At 57.0% G+C, this 16,150-nt stretch carries 16 protein-coding genes; 7 read left to right on the forward strand and 9 right to left on the reverse strand.

The features are described 5' to 3' along the window. Position 1: 1 nt before the first annotated feature. The gene (moaE, locus tag HMPREF1144_RS19955; protein WP_004849058.1) at positions 2–454 is read left to right on the forward strand and encodes a molybdopterin synthase catalytic subunit MoaE; all 453 of its coding nucleotides are present in this window, start codon (positions 2–4) and stop codon (positions 452–454) included. Positions 455–498: 44 nt separating this feature from the next. After that, entirely contained in the window at positions 499–1,203 is a 705-nt protein-coding gene (locus tag HMPREF1144_RS19960; protein ID WP_004849060.1) for a Bax inhibitor-1 family protein, read from the forward strand. A gap of 104 nt (positions 1,204–1,307) precedes the next feature. On the opposite strand, the gene HMPREF1144_RS19965 is transcribed toward HMPREF1144_RS19960, so the two are convergent. The 3 genes from HMPREF1144_RS19965 to HMPREF1144_RS19975 are packed head-to-tail and all read right to left on the reverse strand — an operon-like array spanning position 1,308 to position 4,263. Next, positions 1,308–2,273, reverse strand: a complete 966-nt coding sequence (locus HMPREF1144_RS19965) for a lysylphosphatidylglycerol synthase transmembrane domain-containing protein (protein WP_004849061.1) — start codon at positions 2,271–2,273, stop codon at positions 1,308–1,310. After that, positions 2,273–3,517, reverse strand: a complete 1,245-nt coding sequence (clsB, locus tag HMPREF1144_RS19970) for a cardiolipin synthase ClsB (protein WP_004849062.1) — start codon at positions 3,515–3,517, stop codon at positions 2,273–2,275. The genes HMPREF1144_RS19965 and clsB overlap by 1 nt, the downstream gene beginning before the upstream one ends. Continuing rightward, positions 3,514–4,263, reverse strand: a complete 750-nt coding sequence (locus tag HMPREF1144_RS19975) for an endonuclease/exonuclease/phosphatase family protein (protein ID WP_004849063.1) — start codon at positions 4,261–4,263, stop codon at positions 3,514–3,516. Before HMPREF1144_RS19975 ends, clsB begins: the two co-directional genes overlap by 4 nt. A gap of 143 nt (positions 4,264–4,406) precedes the next feature. Between HMPREF1144_RS19975 and HMPREF1144_RS19980 the strand changes: the two genes are divergently transcribed. Beyond that, positions 4,407–4,844 (forward strand): YbhQ family protein, encoded by a 438-nt coding sequence (locus HMPREF1144_RS19980; protein WP_004130686.1) that lies wholly within the window; start codon positions 4,407–4,409, stop codon positions 4,842–4,844. Between the two features lie 60 nt (positions 4,845–4,904). Here the strand turns inward: HMPREF1144_RS19980 and HMPREF1144_RS19985 are convergent, their stop codons facing one another. From HMPREF1144_RS19985 to HMPREF1144_RS20010, 6 genes are all read right to left on the reverse strand, one after another. Beyond that, positions 4,905–6,011, reverse strand: coding sequence for an ABC transporter permease (locus HMPREF1144_RS19985; RefSeq protein WP_004849064.1), 1,107 nt, complete (start codon positions 6,009–6,011; stop codon positions 4,905–4,907). Between the two features lie 98 nt (positions 6,012–6,109). Then, positions 6,110–7,243 (reverse strand): ABC transporter permease, encoded by a 1,134-nt coding sequence (locus HMPREF1144_RS19990; RefSeq protein WP_004849066.1) that lies wholly within the window; start codon positions 7,241–7,243, stop codon positions 6,110–6,112. Then, the gene (locus tag HMPREF1144_RS19995) at positions 7,233–8,972 is read right to left on the reverse strand and encodes an ATP-binding cassette domain-containing protein (protein WP_004849069.1); all 1,740 of its coding nucleotides are present in this window, start codon (positions 8,970–8,972) and stop codon (positions 7,233–7,235) included. Before HMPREF1144_RS19995 ends, HMPREF1144_RS19990 begins: the two co-directional genes overlap by 11 nt. Further along, a complete protein-coding gene (gene hlyD / locus HMPREF1144_RS20000) occupies positions 8,969–9,961 on the reverse strand; it encodes a secretion protein HlyD (RefSeq protein ID WP_009653776.1) in 993 nt (330 codons plus the stop codon). Before hlyD ends, HMPREF1144_RS19995 begins: the two co-directional genes overlap by 4 nt. Next, complete coding sequence (gene cecR / locus HMPREF1144_RS20005) at positions 9,958–10,635, reverse strand: transcriptional regulator CecR (RefSeq protein ID WP_004130696.1); 678 nt, start codon at positions 10,633–10,635, stop codon at positions 9,958–9,960. Before cecR ends, hlyD begins: the two co-directional genes overlap by 4 nt. A gap of 71 nt (positions 10,636–10,706) precedes the next feature. Beyond that, positions 10,707–11,630, reverse strand: a complete 924-nt coding sequence (locus HMPREF1144_RS20010; protein WP_004130698.1) for a LysR substrate-binding domain-containing protein — start codon at positions 11,628–11,630, stop codon at positions 10,707–10,709. Between the two features lie 338 nt (positions 11,631–11,968). Between HMPREF1144_RS20010 and HMPREF1144_RS20015 the strand changes: the two genes are divergently transcribed. Genes HMPREF1144_RS20015 through HMPREF1144_RS20030 form a run of 4 tightly spaced genes read left to right on the forward strand, consistent with a single transcriptional unit; the run spans position 11,969 to position 15,950 of the window. Further along, the gene (locus tag HMPREF1144_RS20015) at positions 11,969–13,300 is read left to right on the forward strand and encodes an MFS transporter (RefSeq protein ID WP_004849075.1); all 1,332 of its coding nucleotides are present in this window, start codon (positions 11,969–11,971) and stop codon (positions 13,298–13,300) included. A 49-nt stretch (positions 13,301–13,349) separates the two neighbouring features. Next, positions 13,350–14,099 (forward strand): SDR family NAD(P)-dependent oxidoreductase, encoded by a 750-nt coding sequence (locus HMPREF1144_RS20020; protein ID WP_004849077.1) that lies wholly within the window; start codon positions 13,350–13,352, stop codon positions 14,097–14,099. A 13-nt stretch (positions 14,100–14,112) separates the two neighbouring features. After that, a complete protein-coding gene (locus HMPREF1144_RS20025) occupies positions 14,113–14,958 on the forward strand; it encodes a transketolase (protein ID WP_004849079.1) in 846 nt (281 codons plus the stop codon). Further along, on the forward strand, positions 14,958–15,950 hold the full coding sequence (locus HMPREF1144_RS20030) for a transketolase family protein (RefSeq protein ID WP_009653803.1): 993 nt from the start codon (positions 14,958–14,960) through the stop codon (positions 15,948–15,950). Before HMPREF1144_RS20025 ends, HMPREF1144_RS20030 begins: the two co-directional genes overlap by 1 nt. Positions 15,951–16,150: the final 200 nt, after the last annotated feature.

Consider the following 16,150-nt stretch of genomic DNA (forward strand, 5'->3'; position numbering starts at 1 on the left):
CATGACGCAGACGCGTATTATCGTCAGCCATGACCGCTTTAAGGTCGGCGACGAATACCCCTGGCTGGCCGAGCGCGATGAAGACGGCGCGGTAGTGACGTTTACCGGCAAGGTCCGCAACCACAACCTTGGCGACAGCGTCAAAGCGCTGACCCTTGAACATTATCCGGGGATGACGGAAAAGTCGCTGGCGGAGATTGTGGAACAGGCGCGCGAGCGCTGGCCGCTGGGCCGGGTGACGGTGATTCACCGTATCGGCGAGATGTGGCCCGGGGAGGAGATTGTCTTTGTCGGCGTCACCAGCGCCCACCGCGGTAGCGCGTTTGCGGCGGGGGAGTTTATTATGGATTACCTGAAGACCCGCGCGCCGTTCTGGAAGCGGGAGGCGACGCCGGAAGGCGAGCGCTGGGTCGATGCGCGAGATAGCGACCGTGAAGCGGCAGAACGCTGGTAGTGTGGTACGCTTAGAAGATAAATTTCGTTAATCAGGAGACAGTCATGGATAGATATCCTCGTTCCGGGGCGATCGTACAGGGTCGCAGCGGACTTCAAACTTATATGGCGCAGGTGTACGGCTGGATGACGGTCGGGCTGCTGCTCACGGCGTTTATCGCGTGGTTTGCGGCCAACACCCCTGCGGTGATGATGTTTGTCTTTTCCAGCAAAATAACCTTTTTCGGCCTGATCATCGCCCAGCTGGGGCTGGTATTCGTGCTCTCCGGCATGGTGCAGCGGCTGAGCGCAGGCATGGCGACCACCCTGTTTATGCTCTATTCGGCGCTAACCGGGCTCACCTTATCCAGTATATTCCTCGTCTATACCTACTCATCGATCGCCAGTACCTTCGTGGTGGCCGGCGGGATGTTTGGCGTGATGAGCCTTTACGGCTATACCACTAAACGGGACCTGAGCGGCTTCGGCAATATGCTGTTTATGGCGCTTATTGGTATCCTGCTGGCGTCGCTGGTTAACTTCTGGCTGAAGAGCGAAGCGCTGATGTGGGCGGTGACCTACATCGGGGTGATCGTCTTCGTCGGCCTGACCGCCTATGACACCCAGAAGCTGAAAAACATCGGCGAGCAGATTGACGTTCGCGATGCGTCAACGCTGCGCAAATATTCGATTCTTGGGGCGCTGACGCTGTATCTGGACTTTATCAACCTGTTCCTTATGCTGCTGCGCATTTTCGGCAACCGTCGTTAACTTGTTCCCGGATGGCGGCGCGATGCGCCTTATCCGGGCTACCAGACCGCAGAAAACGATGAACCTGTAGCCCCGGTCAGCATCCGCGACCGGGGCTTTTTTGACTACTCGCCCGCCAGCGTGCGCTGGTTTTTCTCCCGCAGGTGCTTCGCCCGGCTCTCCAGAATCAGGTAGCCGATGGTTGCCAGCAGCAGCGGCAGGAAGTAGTACAGCGCGCGATAGGCAAGCAGGGCGGCAATAATCGCGCCGCGCGAAATCTCTTCCCCGGAAAGCATGGCGATAAACACCGCCTCAAGCACGCCAATGCCTGCCGGAATATGCACGATAACCCCCGCAATGCTGCTGACCAGCAGCACGCCGAGCACAAGAAAATAGTCCACCTGCGGGCCCAGCAGCAGCCAGATAATCGCCCCCATCGCCATCCAGTTCAGGCTGGACACCGCCATCTGCAATATCGCGAAGCGCCAGGAGGGCAGAACCAGCCGCTGGCCTTTTATCGTCAGATGGCGCTTTTTAGCAAAGGCGCAGGCCCCCAGGTAAAACGCGGAAATCAGTAGTAAAACGACGCCCAGAATTTGCAGCGACGACTGGCTGATATACCAGCGCTCGGGCACCTTCACCATGCCGGAGCTAAAAACAATGCCGCCGAGCAGAATATAGCCCAGCCAGTTGGTGGTAATGCTCAGGGAGAAGATACGGGTAATGGTTGCGCCGCTCAGGCCGAGGCGCGAGTAGAGCCGATAGCGCATACCAATCCCACCCACCCAGGTGCTGAGCGTCAGGTTAAAGGCGTAGCAGATAAACGACACCAGCATCACCTGGCGTTTAGCCAGCTTGTGGCCGCAGTAAGCGCGCCCAAGCAGGTCGTAGCAGCCATAGATCAGGTAGCTGGCGATAACCAACCCGATGGCGCTGAGCAGCGCCGTACGGTTGTAATCGCGAATGACCTTCCACACGTCCTGCCAGTCGATTTTTTGCGCGTAGACCACCAGCAGAACGACGACGGCGATAAAAAAGAGCACCGTCAGGATTTTTTTCGCCATCCGCCAGCGAGGGTGAGATTTCGCCATCAGGATTTCACCTCCTGGTGTTCCGGGTCAACGCGATCCTGGGTTTCTATTTCTGGCTGTACCGGGGGATGAACCCGCGACAGCAGGGGCGTATGGGCCGGAAGCCATCCGACCCACGCGGGGAAGTGGCGCAGGAAGTGGAACGCCAGCACGCTAATGCCGAGCCGCCACCAGGTTCGTTTCGACAAAATGCGCTTATCCACTTCGCGGCAGTCGTTGGCGATTAAGCCATTGAGATTATCCCGCAGCGTCTGGTTGAATTCACGGTCGTGAATCACCAGGTTGGCTTCCAGATTGAGTGACAGGCTGAGCGGGTCGAGGTTGCTGGAGCCGACGGTGGCCCAGTGGTCGTCCGCCAGCGCCACTTTGCCGTGTAGAGGACGGCGGCGATATTCGAAAATCTGCACGCCGCCTTTAACCAGATAGTGGTAGAGCAGGCGCGCGCCGAATTTGACAATGGGAATATCCGGTTCGCCCTGCACGATAAGCTTGACGCGCACGCCGCGGCGGGCAGCGTTGCGCATGGCGTGCAGCAGGCGATAGCCGGGGAAAAAGTAGGCGTTGGCAATAATCACTTCCCGGCGGGCGGTGGTCAGCATCTTCAGATAGTGACGCTCAATATCGTCACGATGATCCTGATTATCCCGCCAGATAAACAGCGCCTGGGCCTCGCCGGGGTTGCGGTTGATTTCAGGCTTATGCCGGCGCCGCTGCCACCAGCGGCGGGTCGCCTCATTGGTGGGCAGGTTTTCCAGTTCAAATTGCAGGATATCGAGCACCACCGGCCCTTCGACCTGTACGGCGTAATCCTGCTTGGCCTCCGGACCGTAATCGGTCATGTGTTCGGCGGAGTAGTTAATTCCGCCAACGAAGGCGGTTACGTCATCGATCACCACGATTTTGCGATGCATGCGGCGGAATAAATTAGTGCGCATGCCGAGCAGTCGCGGGCGCGGGTCGTAGTAGCGAAAAATCACGCCAGCCGACGTCAGCTCGCCCACAAAGCTTTCGCTTAGATCCGGCGAGCCGTAGCCGTCCAGTAAGACCTCGACGCGGACGCCGCGCTGGGCCGCTTTTAACAGAACGGCATGGAGCTGTTTGCCGACGTCATCTTCAAACCAAATAAAGGATTCCAGGATCACCCGCTGCTGCGCGCGGCCGATGGCGGCAAACAGCGCCGGATAATAGTTATCGCCATTTTCTAATAGCCGAATGCGGTTTCCTTCCTGCCAGCTGCATTTCACAGATGTATCTCCACGCTAAGCGGTGCATGATCGGACAAATGACGCCACTGTTTTAACGCCAGCGCCTTTGGCTGGCTGGCATAGGCGTTTTTTACGTAGATGCGGTCGAGGCGCAGCAGAGGGAAGCTGACCGGGAAAGTTCGTGCCGGGCGCCCTCTGGCGCGGGTAAAAATCTCCTCCAGCCCGGCCTGGGTTTTAAGCTGGCGGTTAGCCTGCTGCCGCCAGTCATTAAAATCACCGGCCACCACTACCGGTTCGCCCGTGGGTAAACCGTTCACCCACTCCGCCAGCATCGTCAGCTGGGCCTGGCGCTGATGAGAACGCAGCCCCAGATGCGCGCAGATCACATGGATAGCGATCCCGCTTTCCGGCGGCACAATGCGGCAGTAGAGCAACCCGCGCTTTTCGCTGTTGCCCACCGAAACATCGAGATTTCGATAATGTTCAATGGGAAAGCGGGAAAGTACCGCATTGCCGTGATGTCCTTCCGGATAAACGGCGTTGCGTCCGTAGGCGTAATCGCTCCACATGGTATCGGCCAGAAACTCATAGTGGGTGGTATCCGGCCAGTTTTCGATATGCAGCGGATGAATTTCGTGCGCCCCCATCACCTCCTGCAGGCAAACAATGTCGGCGCTGACGCTGCGCACCGCTTCGCGTAATTCGGGCAAAATAAAGCGGCGATTGAACGCAGTAAAGCCTTTATGGGTGTTAATTGTCAGCACGTTTAACGAAAATCGCGGCATTTGTTTGTCCTTATTTCTCTGGGCAATGTCACTTTCCTGTAGGAAATAGTGTAGTAGAGGTCACAAAAAGATGCGGTGATACGGAATTTTCCGTAAAGTGCGGTACTCTGAGTAGCAGAGAAAAATCCTTCAGGAGAGAAGCCATGAAGTGGCAACAACGTGTACGCGTCGCAACGGGTCTTAGTTGCTGGCAGATTATGTTGCATCTACTGGTCGTGGCAGTACTGGTGATGGGTTGGATGAGCGGCGCGCTGGTGCGCGTCGGATTAGGTTTATGCGTGCTGTACGGCGTCACGTTAGTGTCGATGCTGTTTTTGCAGCGCCATCACGATGAGCGCTGGCGCGACGTCGGTGATTTTCTTGAGGAACTCACCACCACCTGGTACTTCGGCACCGCGGTGATCGTGCTGTGGCTACTGTCGCGCGTGCTGCACAATAACCTGCTGCTGGCCCTCGCCGGGCTGGCAATACTGGCCGGTCCGGCGGTGGTTTCACTGCTGGCGAAAGATAAAAACAGATACGCTAAATCGTTCGGGCTACAACAAGGCGGCAACGCAGCGAATCCCCAGAAGCATAGATAACTATGTGACTGGGGGGAGCGAGGAGGGCCAGCGCAGTTGTGGCTTGAACGATGACGAGTATTACGCGATCTTCCTTCGGAACATCGCATACGCCGCTGAGCCGGTGGTGGCCGCTATGACCAGTAGCGGCCACAAACTTCCCCACACGATTTCCAGACTCGCATCCTTCAAATAGATCTGCTTGGTGATATCGGTGAAATGACGAATCGGATTCACCCACGTCAGGTTTTGTAGCCATACTGGCATATTTTCCACCGGCGAAACGTAGCCGGAGAGCAAGATCGCCGGCATCATAAAGACGAATACGCCGATAAACGCCTGCTGCTGCGTGGAGCACAGCGACGAAATCAGCAGGCCGAATCCTACCAGCGACAGACCGTAAACGATCATCGTGAAGTAAAACAGCAGCAGTGAGCCAGCGAAGGGAATCTGATAGGCCCAGATACCGATCCCCAGCACGATGGTCGCCTGCAGGGTGGCGACAATCAGCGCCGGGACCGCTTTACCGATAAAGATCTGCCAGGTTGCCAGCGGCGAGACCAGCAGCTGGTCGAGCGTCCCCTGTTCGCGCTCGCGGGCAACGGAGAGCGAGGTGACGATCATTACGCCGATGGTGGTGATCATGGCGATCAGCGACGGCACCACGAACCATTTGTAATCGAGATTCGGGTTATACCAGTTGCGTACCACCAGCTCGCTATTGTTCGGTTTGGCTTTGCCTTCCAGCAGGTCCTGCTGATAGCTTTTGACGATCTGCTGGAGGTAGTTGGCGGCAATTTGCGCGCTGTTGGAGTTGCGCCCGTCCAGCAGCAGCTGGAGCGGGGCGGTCTGGTTGGTGTCGAGGTTGCGCGAAAAATCCGCCGGGAAACGCACGACCAATAGCGCTTTTTGTTCATCGATGGTCGGTCTTATTTCCTGAGGGCTTTTCAGTAACAGCACGTGGGTGAAGGCTTTGGCGCGGGCAAAGCGCTGGGTCAGCTCCACGGCGTGCTTGCCGTTGTCTTCGTTATAGATGGCGATGGTGGCGTTCGTCACCTCCAGCGTGGCGGCAAAGGGGAACAGCAGCACCTGAATGAGCACCGGCATAATCAAAATCGCCCGCGTCTGCGGTTCACGCAACAGCGACTGTAGCTCTTTGCGGATTAACGTCCATAAGCGATGAAACATCTTATATTCTCTCTTTATGCTGCTTCGTATCCCCGGATTGCGCTGCGCTTATCCGGGCTACCCGTTTGTCAGCCTTTGTAGCCCGGGTCAGGCGTTCGCTAATCCAGACGCCGTTTGGTTTTCAGCCACGTCAGGCCGATAAACATCACCGCCGAGGCGATTAAAAACATCACGTTCACCAGCAGCACCACCGGGATGTTGCCCGCCAGAAACAGGCTTTGCAGAGTGCTGACAAAATAGCGCGCCGGGATCACGTAGGTCACCGCGCGGATTATCGCCGGCATGCTGTCGATCTGAAAAATAAACCCGGACAGCATAATTGAAGGCAGGAATGCGGCATTCAGCGCCACCTGCGCGGCGTTAAACTGGTTGCGGGTAATGGTGGAAATCAGCAGCCCCATTCCCAGCGTGCTGAGTAAAAACAGGCTGGTAATAAAAAACAGAATCACCAGCGAACCGCGAAAGGGCACGCCGAGAATAAACACCGCCACCAGCATACACAGCAACATCGCCAGCATGCCGAGGAAATAGTAGGGGATCAGCTTGCACAGCAGCAGCTCGGCGCGGGTAATCTCGGTTGACAGCAGCGCCTCCATGGTGCCGCGCTCCCACTCGCGGGCCACCACCAGCGAGGTCAGGATCGCGCCGACCACCGTCATAATGATGGTAATCGCGCCGGGGATAATAAAATGCTGGCTGATCGCGGCCGGGTTAAACCAGTAGCGCGTCTGCACGTCGATTAGCGGCTCGAAGGTTTCGCCGCGATCATCCGCCCGCTGCTGCTGCCAGATTTGCCAGATGCCTTCGACGTAGCCCTGGGCGAAGTTAGCGGTATTCGGTTCGCTGCCGTCGGTGATGAGCTGGATCGGCGCATCGTCGCCGGGGCGGGCCATCTTCTGGTCGAAGTCCACCGGAATGGTTACCAGGGCACGAATGCGTCCTGCCTGCATCATCTGCACCAGTTCCTGGCGGTTATCGCTGACGGTGGCGTCGATATAGGGGGAGCCGGTCATGGTGTGGACAAAATCCAGCGCCTCTTCGCTCTGCTGCTCCAGCAGCACGCCCACCCGCAGTTTGCTGGAGTCGAGATTAATCCCGTAGCCAAAGATGAACAGCAGCAGCAGGGGGATGACCACCGCAATCAGCCAGCTGCTGGGGTCGCGGACAATCTGCCGCGTCTCTTTCACGCACAGGGCGCGTACGCGCCGCCACGATAGCCGTTTACTGCTCACCGGCGTTCTCCTTATCCCAGTCGTGAATGAGGGTGATAAACGCCTGCTCCATCGTCGGGTCAGGCTGTTCATCATCCGCCGCCAGCGCCTTCAGATCGTCCGGCGTGCCGCTGGCGATCAGTTTGCCGCGATAGACCAGGCCGATACGATCGCAATACTCCGCTTCATCCATAAAGTGGGTGGTGACCATCACCGTCACGCCTTTATCCACCATGCTGTTGATATGCAGCCAGAATTCGCGGCGGGTGAGGGGATCGACCCCGGAAGTGGGTTCATCAAGAAACAGGATATCCGGCTCGTGCATCAGCGAGCAGGCCAGCGCCAGGCGCTGCTTATAACCGAGCGGCAGATCGTCGGCGGCCTGCCGGGCGATGCTTTTCAGGCCAAACGCCTCGCTCATGCTGGCGATTTTGTCGTTCTGCGCCCGTCCGCGCAGGCCGTACACGCCGGAGAAGAAGCGCAGGTTCTGCTCAACGGAAAGGTTGCCGTAGAGCGAGAACTTCTGCGCCATATAGCCCAGATGCTGACGCGCCTTGCCGGAGCTGACTTTCAGGTCCATGCCCAGCACCAGCGCTTTCCCGGAGGTGGGGACCAGCAGGCCGCACATCATCTTAAACGTCGTGGACTTCCCTGCGCCGTTAGGCCCGAGGAGGCCGAAAATCTCCCCGCGTTTGACCTGAAAATCAACGTGGTCGGTGGCGGCAAAATCGCCGAATTTCTTGGTCAGGGTCTGCGCTTCAATCACCGTGTCCTCATGGGAGCCTTCCACGGTGTGGATAATGTTGCCCAGCGGCGATTCGGCAGTACCGGCGCCCCCCAGCAGGTCGATAAAGGCATCCTCGAAGCGCGGCGCGGTTTCGGCGACCTCCAGCGGCGGCATATCGCCAGCCTTCTGCACATCGCTGATGCTGGCCTCTTTTTTAAGGATCAGGCGTACCGATTTACCCTGAATCACGCCATCGCTGACCTGCGGCAGCTTCAGCGTACGCTGGAGGAGGCGGCGGTTATTCTCCCGGGCGCTGGAAACCAAAAAGCTGCGTCCGGCCATGGTCTGCGTCAGCTCTTTTGGCGCCCCCTGGTAGAGCAGCTGGCCCTCGTTCATCAACAGAACGTCCCGGCACTGCTCGGCCTCATCAAGATAAGAGGTACTCCAGAGGATCAGCATTCCGTCGCCCGCCAGTTCGTGCACCATCTGCCACAGTTCGCGACGCGAGATAGGGTCGACGCCGACGCCGGGTTCGTCCAGCAGCAGGACTTTCGGTTCGCCGACGAGGGTGCAGGCCAGGCCAAGTTTCTGCTTCATGCCGCCGGAAAGCTTGCCCGCCAGCCGGCCGGTAAAGGGGCCGAGGGAGGTAAATTCCAGCAGCCTGGCGAAGGTTTTTTCCCGCGCCTCGCCGGTCACGCTGCGCAGATCGGCGTAGAGCGTCAGGTTTTCCATCACCGTTAGATCTTCATACAGGCCGAATTTCTGCGGCATATAGCCGAGCACCGCATGCAGGGCGCTATCGTCGGCAATCGGGTCGAAGCCGATCACTTTTGCGCTGCCTGCGTCGGGCTTCAGCAGCCCGGCGAGCATGCGCATCAGGGTGGTTTTTCCGGCGCCATCCGGGCCCACCAGACCGGTCACATAGCCGGAGTGAATGGTGCAGTCCAGCGGCGCGACGGCCGGGCGATCCATCCCGGCAAAGCGCCGGGTCAGGCCGCTCAGCGTAATCACGTCCTCGCTCATTGGCCGTTTCCGTGACTGAAGGTGACGGTGACCGGCATTCCCTGGCGCAGCGCGTCGTCGGCATCGGTGACCACAATACGCAGGCGATAAACCAGATCGGTGCGCAGGTCCGGCGTCTCCACGGTTTTCGGCGTGAATTCAGCGGTAGGGGAGACGAAGCCGATTTTGCCGCGGTAGGGTTTATCCGGGCGACTATCGGTGTAAAGCAGCACTTCGCGACCCGGCTGGGCCTGACCGAGGTTTTTTTCATCGATATAGGCGCGTACCCACACCGGATGGGTTAACGATAACGTCATCACCGTGCCGCCAGCGCTGAGCATGCTGCCCGGCTCGACGGCGCGGGTCATCAGCGTCCCATCGGACGGCGAGGTCAGCATGGTATCGTGCAGATCCAGCTTCGCCTGCGCCAGCGCGGCCTGCGCCTGTTCAAGGCTGGCTTTGGCCTGGGCGATTTCCTGCGGACGATTACCGGCGCGGTACTGGCGCAGCTTATCCTGCGCGGACTTCAGCGTCGCCTGGGCCTGATCGCGCGATGAGCGGGCGTTTTCCAGGTCGTTAGCGGAGATGGCGCTGCTTTTGCGCAGCCCCAGCTGGCGCTGGTAAAAATTCTGCGCATAGTCGTAAGCGGCCTGCGCCTGGTTGACCGCGGCGGCGGCCTGGGCGATCTCTTCCGAGCGATACCCCGCCATCATCAGGTCGTACTGCGCCTGGGCGGTGGACACGTTGGCCTGCGCCTGTTGGAGGGCGTTCTCGTACGGCGCGCGGTCCAGCTCGCCCAGGGTCTGCCCGGCTTTAATCGCATCGCCCTCGTCGACGCTGAGCGACGCCAGCCGCCCGCCCACGCGGAAGCTGAGGTTAACGGTGCGAATATCCACGTTGCCATACAGCGTGAGCGCTTTCTGCTGGCTGCTCTGGTACCACCACCAGCCTCCGCCAATGGCAGCGGCCAGCAGGAGAAGCAGCACAACGACGATGAGCGGTTTTTTCATGACTCCAGACTCCTTTGCGATAATCCTTCCAGAACGAAATCAATATGGCAGGTGATAACCTCAATAATTTGCGCGGTTTTGTCCCGATCGAACTCGGCCCAGCCCGCGCGGCGCAGCACCGTTTCCCGACCAAGGCGAAAAGCGAGAACTTCGCCCAGCAGCGCGTGGGTGTGAAGCACCATTTGCGTGCTGTCGGCGTTCAGGCCGGTATAGGCGGCGATTAAACGTGTCAGGTAGCAGTGTAGTGGAGCAATCACCTGATCGTGGATGAGCCGGTAGGCCGGCGTTGGCGACAGCTGCTCGCGGGAGATAAATTTGCTCAAATTGACGGTGTCGTCCTGGGTCAGCAGCAGGATCATATTCTGGCAGGCGCCAAGTATCAGGCTGCGCATGGCGGCTTTATCCGGAACAGGCTCAGTGAACAGCGCTTCCGCCGCCTGCGCGTGGGGACGGAAATTGTGTTCGATAAAATCAGCGATCCACTGGGCGCAGGCGAGGTAGAGATCGTCTTTGGAACCAAAATAGTAGGTAATGGCGGCGATATTCTGCCCGGCCTGGGCGGCAATATCGCGGGTTGTGGCGTGCAGGCCGTATTCGCCAAACTGGGCGATTGCGGCGGCGATAAGCTGGCTTTTCGCCTGCTCGCCCTTGCTGGTAATGGGAGTTGTTGTCATCGCGCTGGAAAAGTTAATCAATCGATTGATTAACTCTAGGCGCAGGTTGGCGGTTTGTCCACCGTTTGCTGCTAGATATGAAATCCTTCGTGGCTTAGCTCTTCGGCAACCCAGTTAAAGAAGATCTTCACTTTCTCTTTTTGCTCATTCGGGTGCGGTAAAACGAAGTGATGGGCATTAACCGGCATACTGACGTCGCGGCTAAAGACGGGTTCCAGGTGACGTTGACGAACGCTCTGCCCGGCCAGCAAATTACTCTCAAGAATAACCCCCATCCCCATGCGCGCGGCCTCGATACTCATATAGGAGCGATCAAAATTAAAAATAAAATTTTTATTCCAGCCGCGAACCTTATGCCACGACAGCCAGTTGCTCCAGCCGATCAGCGTGCTATCGGAATGAATAAGGTCGCACGCCAACAAATCTTCAATGGACTGAACGTTGCGCCCAGCTAAATAAGTCGATGAAGTGAAGGGGAGCATGCGTTCGTTTTTTATGGTCTTGACCACCAGGGTCGGCCACTGTGAGAGCCCGTGGCGAATATCAATATCGATATTATCGCGGGAGAACTGAATGCTTTCATAAGAACAGGTCAGGCTAATTTTAAGCTCCGGCCATGCCTGGCGAAACTTATTAAGTCGGGGCATCAACCACAATAAGCCAAAGCTCGGCGCTGAATGAATCCGTAAATAATCCTGGTGGATATCATTAATCACCTGGTTAGTGGCCTGACCAATAATATTTAAGGCTCCGGAAACTTCTTTAAGATATTTTTCACCAATGGTGGTTAAGACCATTCCTTTACTGCTGCGGGAAAATATCTTCTTTCCCAGATACTGTTCCAGGCTGGCTATCTGATGACTGACTGCTGAAGCTGTAATATTGAGATTCTCTGCTGCCAGGTTCAGGCTGCCGGTATCGGCCACTTCAATAAATGCCTGAATATTGCGTAAGGATGGCATCGGCAAGCTTTTATTTGGCAGCGGCTGGTTCATGATTTCCTCCGGTGAGTGGAATAATTAGGGTGATTTATTTACTCAAAAAACAGTACATCCAGCGGTTATCCCATAAAATGACGGTCAGGATAGCATAGCCGGGAAATAAGACATGGCGTAATCCGTGATGAACTTAACAGTTTTAAATGTGAAGCTCTCGAAAAAAATAATTGACAGGAATTTGAATGCAGTCACGAAGCAAATTTTTCTCAGTCATAATTGAGGTTTTTTGAATACTCTTTCTTTTTGGGATTGTTATATTGCAAGCACAGGCCTGATAACAAGGCGCGATGCGGTAAGGTTCGCGACAAAAAGCATAAAAATAAAGAGGATACCCTATGTCACGTATAGATACTGTGGTCTGTACTGACGCCAGGAAAACAAAATATCGTTTTGTGGTTTTGACGATGATTTTCCTGGTGTATGCCATAAATTACGCCGACAGAACGAATATCGGCGCAGTACTGCCGTTCATTATTGACGAGTTTCATATCAACAACTTTGAGGCCGGGGCCATCGCCAGCATGTTTTTCCTGGGCTACGCGGTCAGCCAGATCCCGGCCGGCTTTTTTATTGCCAGACGCGGCACCCGGGGACTGGTCGCGCTGTCGATTTTCGGTTTTTCTGCTTTTACCTGGCTGATGGGCACCGTGAGCTCGGTGTTTGGCCTGAAGATGGTGCGGCTGGGACTGGGGCTTAGCGAAGGGCCGTGCCCGGTAGGCCTGGCTTCGACCATTAATAACTGGTTCCCGCCGAAAGAGAAAGCCACGGCAACGGGCGTCTACATCGCCGCCACCATGTTTGCGCCGATAATCGTACCGCCGCTGGCGGTGTGGATCGCGGTTACCTGGGGCTGGCGGTGGGTCTTTTTCTCCTTTGCGATACCGGGGATTGTGGCGGCGGTCGCGTGGTACCTGTTGGTTAAGTCAACGCCCGCGGAAAGCGGATTTGTTTCGCAAAGCGAGCTGGAAGAGATTAACGCCGGGCGTGAAAGCGATAAAAACGCCGTCCGCGAAAATATATTAATTGCCGACCGCTTCACCTGGCTGGATAAAATTATTCGGGTGAAAAAGATGGCGCCTATCGATACGGCGAAAGGATTATTTACCTCGAAAAATATTCTTGGTGACTGTCTGGCCTATTTTATGATGGTCAGCGTGCTGTACGGGTTATTAACATGGATCCCGCTGTATTTAGTGAAAGAGCGCGGTTTTGACGTGATGAGTATGGGCTTCGTGGCGAGTATGCCGTGCATCGGCGGCTTTATTGGTGCGATTGGTGGAGGCTGGATCTCGGATAAAGTGTTAGGCCGCCGGCGTAAACCCACCATGATGTTCACCGCGATTTCAACCGTGGTCATGATGCTCATTATGCTGAACATTCCGGCAAGCACCTTGGCGGTATGTATTGGATTATTCTTTGTCGGTTTTTGTTTGAATATTGGCTGGCCGGCTTTTACCGCCTACGGAATGGCCGTTTCGGACAGTAAAACCTATCCGATTGCCTCTTCTATTATTAATAGCGGCGGCAACCTCGGCGGCTTTGTTGCCCCGATGGCCGCCGGTTTTTTACTTGATCAGACCGGCAGCTTTAATTCTGTATTCACCTATTTTGGTATCTGCGCCGCAATAGGTCTGGTGGTGATTCTTTTCCTCGATGAGCCACAATAACGGCAATATTTCTGTTAATTAATATGACGTCATGTCATGGAGTGAAAATATGTTATTAAAAGATAAAGTCGCCATTATTACTGGCGCGGCCTCCGCACGCGGTTTGGGTTTTGCCACCGCCAAATTATTTGCCGAGAACGGCGCCAGCGTGGTCATTATCGACCTCAATGGCGAAGCCAGCAAAGCCGCTGCGGCGGCTCTGGGCGAAGGCCATCTTGGTCTGGCAGCGAACGTCGCCGATGAAGTTCAGGTGCAGGCGGCAGTCGAACAGATTCTGGCGAAATATGGCCGGGTCGATGTGCTGGTGAATAACGCAGGCATTACCCAGCCGCTGAAGCTGATGGACATTAAGCGCGCCAACTATGACGCGGTGCTGGACGTCAGCCTGCGCGGCACGCTGCTGATGTCGCAGGCGGTTATTCCGGCGATGCGGGCGCAAAAATCGGGCAGCATTGTCTGTATCTCTTCGGTTTCCGCCCAGCGCGGCGGCGGTATCTTCGGCGGCCCGCACTACAGCGCGGCAAAAGCCGGTGTGCTCGGCCTGGCGCGGGCGATGGCGCGTGAGCTTGGCCCGGATAACGTCCGCGTAAACTGCATCACGCCGGGGCTGATTCAGACCGATATTACCGCCGGCAAGCTGACCGACGACATGACGGCCAATATCCTCGCCGGGATCCCGATGAACCGTCTGGGCGATGCGGTGGATATCGCGCGCGCCGCCCTGTTCCTCGGCAGCGATCTCTCTTCCTACTCGACCGGTATCACCCTGGACGTGAACGGCGGCATGTTAATCCACTAAGCGAGGCAATCAGATGAAGATGACAGAAACACAACAAGTTGCCGCGGCGGCGTGGCGTATTCGTCGCTATGCCCTGCAAATGGGCGAAGTCCAGGGACAGGGCTATATCGGCCAGGCATTAGGCTATGCGGATGTGCTGGCCACCGCGTTCAGCCACGCGATGACTTACCGCCCCGAGGACCCGGAGTGGGAAGGGCGCGACCGCTTCCTGCTCTCTCACGGCCATTACGCCATCGCCTATTATGCGGCGCTACTGGAAGCGGGAATTATCCCGGAAGAGGAGCTGGAGACCTACGGTTCCGACGACAGCCGCCTGCCGATGTCGGGTATGGCGACCTATACGCCTGGAATGGAGATGTCCGGCGGCTCGCTGGGGCAGGGGCTCTCCATCGCCGTGGGGATGGCGCTCGGTCTGAAGAAGAAGGGCAGCGCATCCTGGGTTTTTAACTCTATGTCGGATGGGGAGCTGGACGAAGGTTCAACCTGGGAAGCGGCGATGTCGGCGGCTCACTACGGCCTGACTAACCTGATTAACCTCGTTGACGTGAACAAACAGCAGGCGGACGGCGATTCGCGCAAAATTCTCGGCTTTGAGCCGCTGCATGAAAAATGGGCCGCCTTCGGCTGGTACGTGCAGCGCGTGGACGGTAACGATCTGGCGGCGGTGGTGGCCGCCTTTGATAACGCGAAAAATCATGCGGGCAACCAGCCGCGGGTCATTTTATGCGACACGCTGATGGGCAAAGGGGTGCCATTCCTTGAAACCCGCGATAAGAACCATTTTATCCGCGTCGATGCCGACGAATGGCAAAAAGCGATTGCGGTGCTGGACGCCAACAAACCGGAAGGAGTGCTGTAATGAGCCAGAGTAAACCACGCTTAAAAACGTCGGCGATGATCGCCTCCATTGCTGATGAAGGTCAGGCGACCGTTTCTGCGCCGTTTGGCGTCGCGCTCTCGAAGCTGGCGGCCCATCGTCCGGAAATCGTCGGTATGACCGCGGACCTGTCAAAGTATACCGATCTGCATATTTTCGCCCAGGCCTTTCCGGATCGTTTCTTCCAGATGGGAATGGCGGAGCAGCTGCTGATGGGGGCCGCCGGGGGAATGGCGAAGGAGGGATTCATTCCCTTCGCCACTACCTATGCCGCTTTTGCCACACGTCGCGCCTATGATTTTATCCATCAGGTCATCGCCGAAGAGCATCTGAACGTGAAGATCTGCGCGGCGCTGCCGGGCCTGACCACCGGCTACGGGCCGAGCCATCAGGCAACGGAAGATCTGGCGATTATGCGCGGCATCCCCGGCATGGTCATCGTCGATCCCTGCGATGCGCTGGAGATAGAGCAGGCGGTACCGGCGATTGCCGACCACGACGGTCCGGTGTATATGCGTCTATTGCGCGGTAAGGTGCCGCTGGTGCTCGATAAATATGATTATCAGTTTGAGCTGGGCAAGGCGAAGCTGCTGGAGGACGGTAACGATGTACTGATTATCTCTTCCGGGTTGATGACCATGCGCGCCCTCGAGGCGGTTGAAAAACTGCGGGCCGATAATATCAGCGCGGCGGTGCTGCATGTCCCCACCATCAAACCGCTTGATGAAAAAACGATCGTTGCGCAGGCGTCGAAGCCCGGCCGTCTGGTGGTGACCGCGGAAAACCACACGTCGGTCGGCGGGCTGGGGGAGGCGGTTGCCGCGCTGCTGATGCGTAAAGGCGTACGCTGCGAGCTGGATACCGTCGGTTTGCCTGACGAATTCCTGCTGGCCGGCGCGCTTCCGACGCTGCATGACCGCTACGGCATCTCCACCGCGAAGATGGTCGAAAAAATTAAGTATCGCCTGCGTTAATCGCTTTCGCCGCCGCGTTCTGCGGCGGCGTTTCTCTGCTTTTGTTCGCGGTTTCCCCGTCGAGGCATTAAACGGGCTATTTCGGGGACGCCTGGCGCGAAGCGCCATCGTCGCTTCTCATCGACAGGACGGGTAGCAGTGGTTTGTTAGCCGGAGGATTCTTTTCGGCAGATTTTATGCGGTTCGTCACAAAATCTGCT

The organism is Klebsiella sp. OBRC7, from assembly GCF_000293135.1.
Classification (GTDB): Bacteria; Pseudomonadota; Gammaproteobacteria; order Enterobacterales; family Enterobacteriaceae; genus Klebsiella; species Klebsiella michiganensis.

Bases quoted from the DNA above. Each gene is read 5' to 3' on its own strand.
- HMPREF1144_RS19985 (WP_004849064.1), bottom strand. From the start codon at position 6,011: ATGTTTCATCGCTTATGGACGTTAATCCGCAAAGAGCTACAGTCGCTG.
- HMPREF1144_RS20010 (WP_004130698.1), bottom strand. From the start codon at position 11,630: ATGAACCAGCCGCTGCCAAATAAAAGCTTGCCGATGCCATCCTTACGC.
- HMPREF1144_RS20030 (WP_009653803.1), top strand. From the start codon at position 14,958: ATGAGCCAGAGTAAACCACGCTTAAAAACGTCGGCGATGATCGCCTCC.
- moaE (WP_004849058.1), top strand. From the start codon at position 2: ATGACGCAGACGCGTATTATCGTCAGCCATGACCGCTTTAAGGTCGGC.
- HMPREF1144_RS20025 (WP_004849079.1), top strand. From the start codon at position 14,113: ATGAAGATGACAGAAACACAACAAGTTGCCGCGGCGGCGTGGCGTATT.
- HMPREF1144_RS19980 (WP_004130686.1), top strand. From the start codon at position 4,407: ATGAAGTGGCAACAACGTGTACGCGTCGCAACGGGTCTTAGTTGCTGG.
- HMPREF1144_RS19995 (WP_004849069.1), bottom strand. From the start codon at position 8,972: ATGAGCGAGGACGTGATTACGCTGAGCGGCCTGACCCGGCGCTTTGCC.
- hlyD (WP_009653776.1), bottom strand. From the start codon at position 9,961: ATGAAAAAACCGCTCATCGTCGTTGTGCTGCTTCTCCTGCTGGCCGCT.
- HMPREF1144_RS20020 (WP_004849077.1), top strand. From the start codon at position 13,350: ATGTTATTAAAAGATAAAGTCGCCATTATTACTGGCGCGGCCTCCGCA.
- HMPREF1144_RS19960 (WP_004849060.1), top strand. From the start codon at position 499: ATGGATAGATATCCTCGTTCCGGGGCGATCGTACAGGGTCGCAGCGGA.
- HMPREF1144_RS19975 (WP_004849063.1), bottom strand. From the start codon at position 4,263: ATGCCGCGATTTTCGTTAAACGTGCTGACAATTAACACCCATAAAGGC.
- HMPREF1144_RS19965 (WP_004849061.1), bottom strand. From the start codon at position 2,273: ATGGCGAAATCTCACCCTCGCTGGCGGATGGCGAAAAAAATCCTGACG.
- HMPREF1144_RS20015 (WP_004849075.1), top strand. From the start codon at position 11,969: ATGTCACGTATAGATACTGTGGTCTGTACTGACGCCAGGAAAACAAAA.
- cecR (WP_004130696.1), bottom strand. From the start codon at position 10,635: ATGACAACAACTCCCATTACCAGCAAGGGCGAGCAGGCGAAAAGCCAG.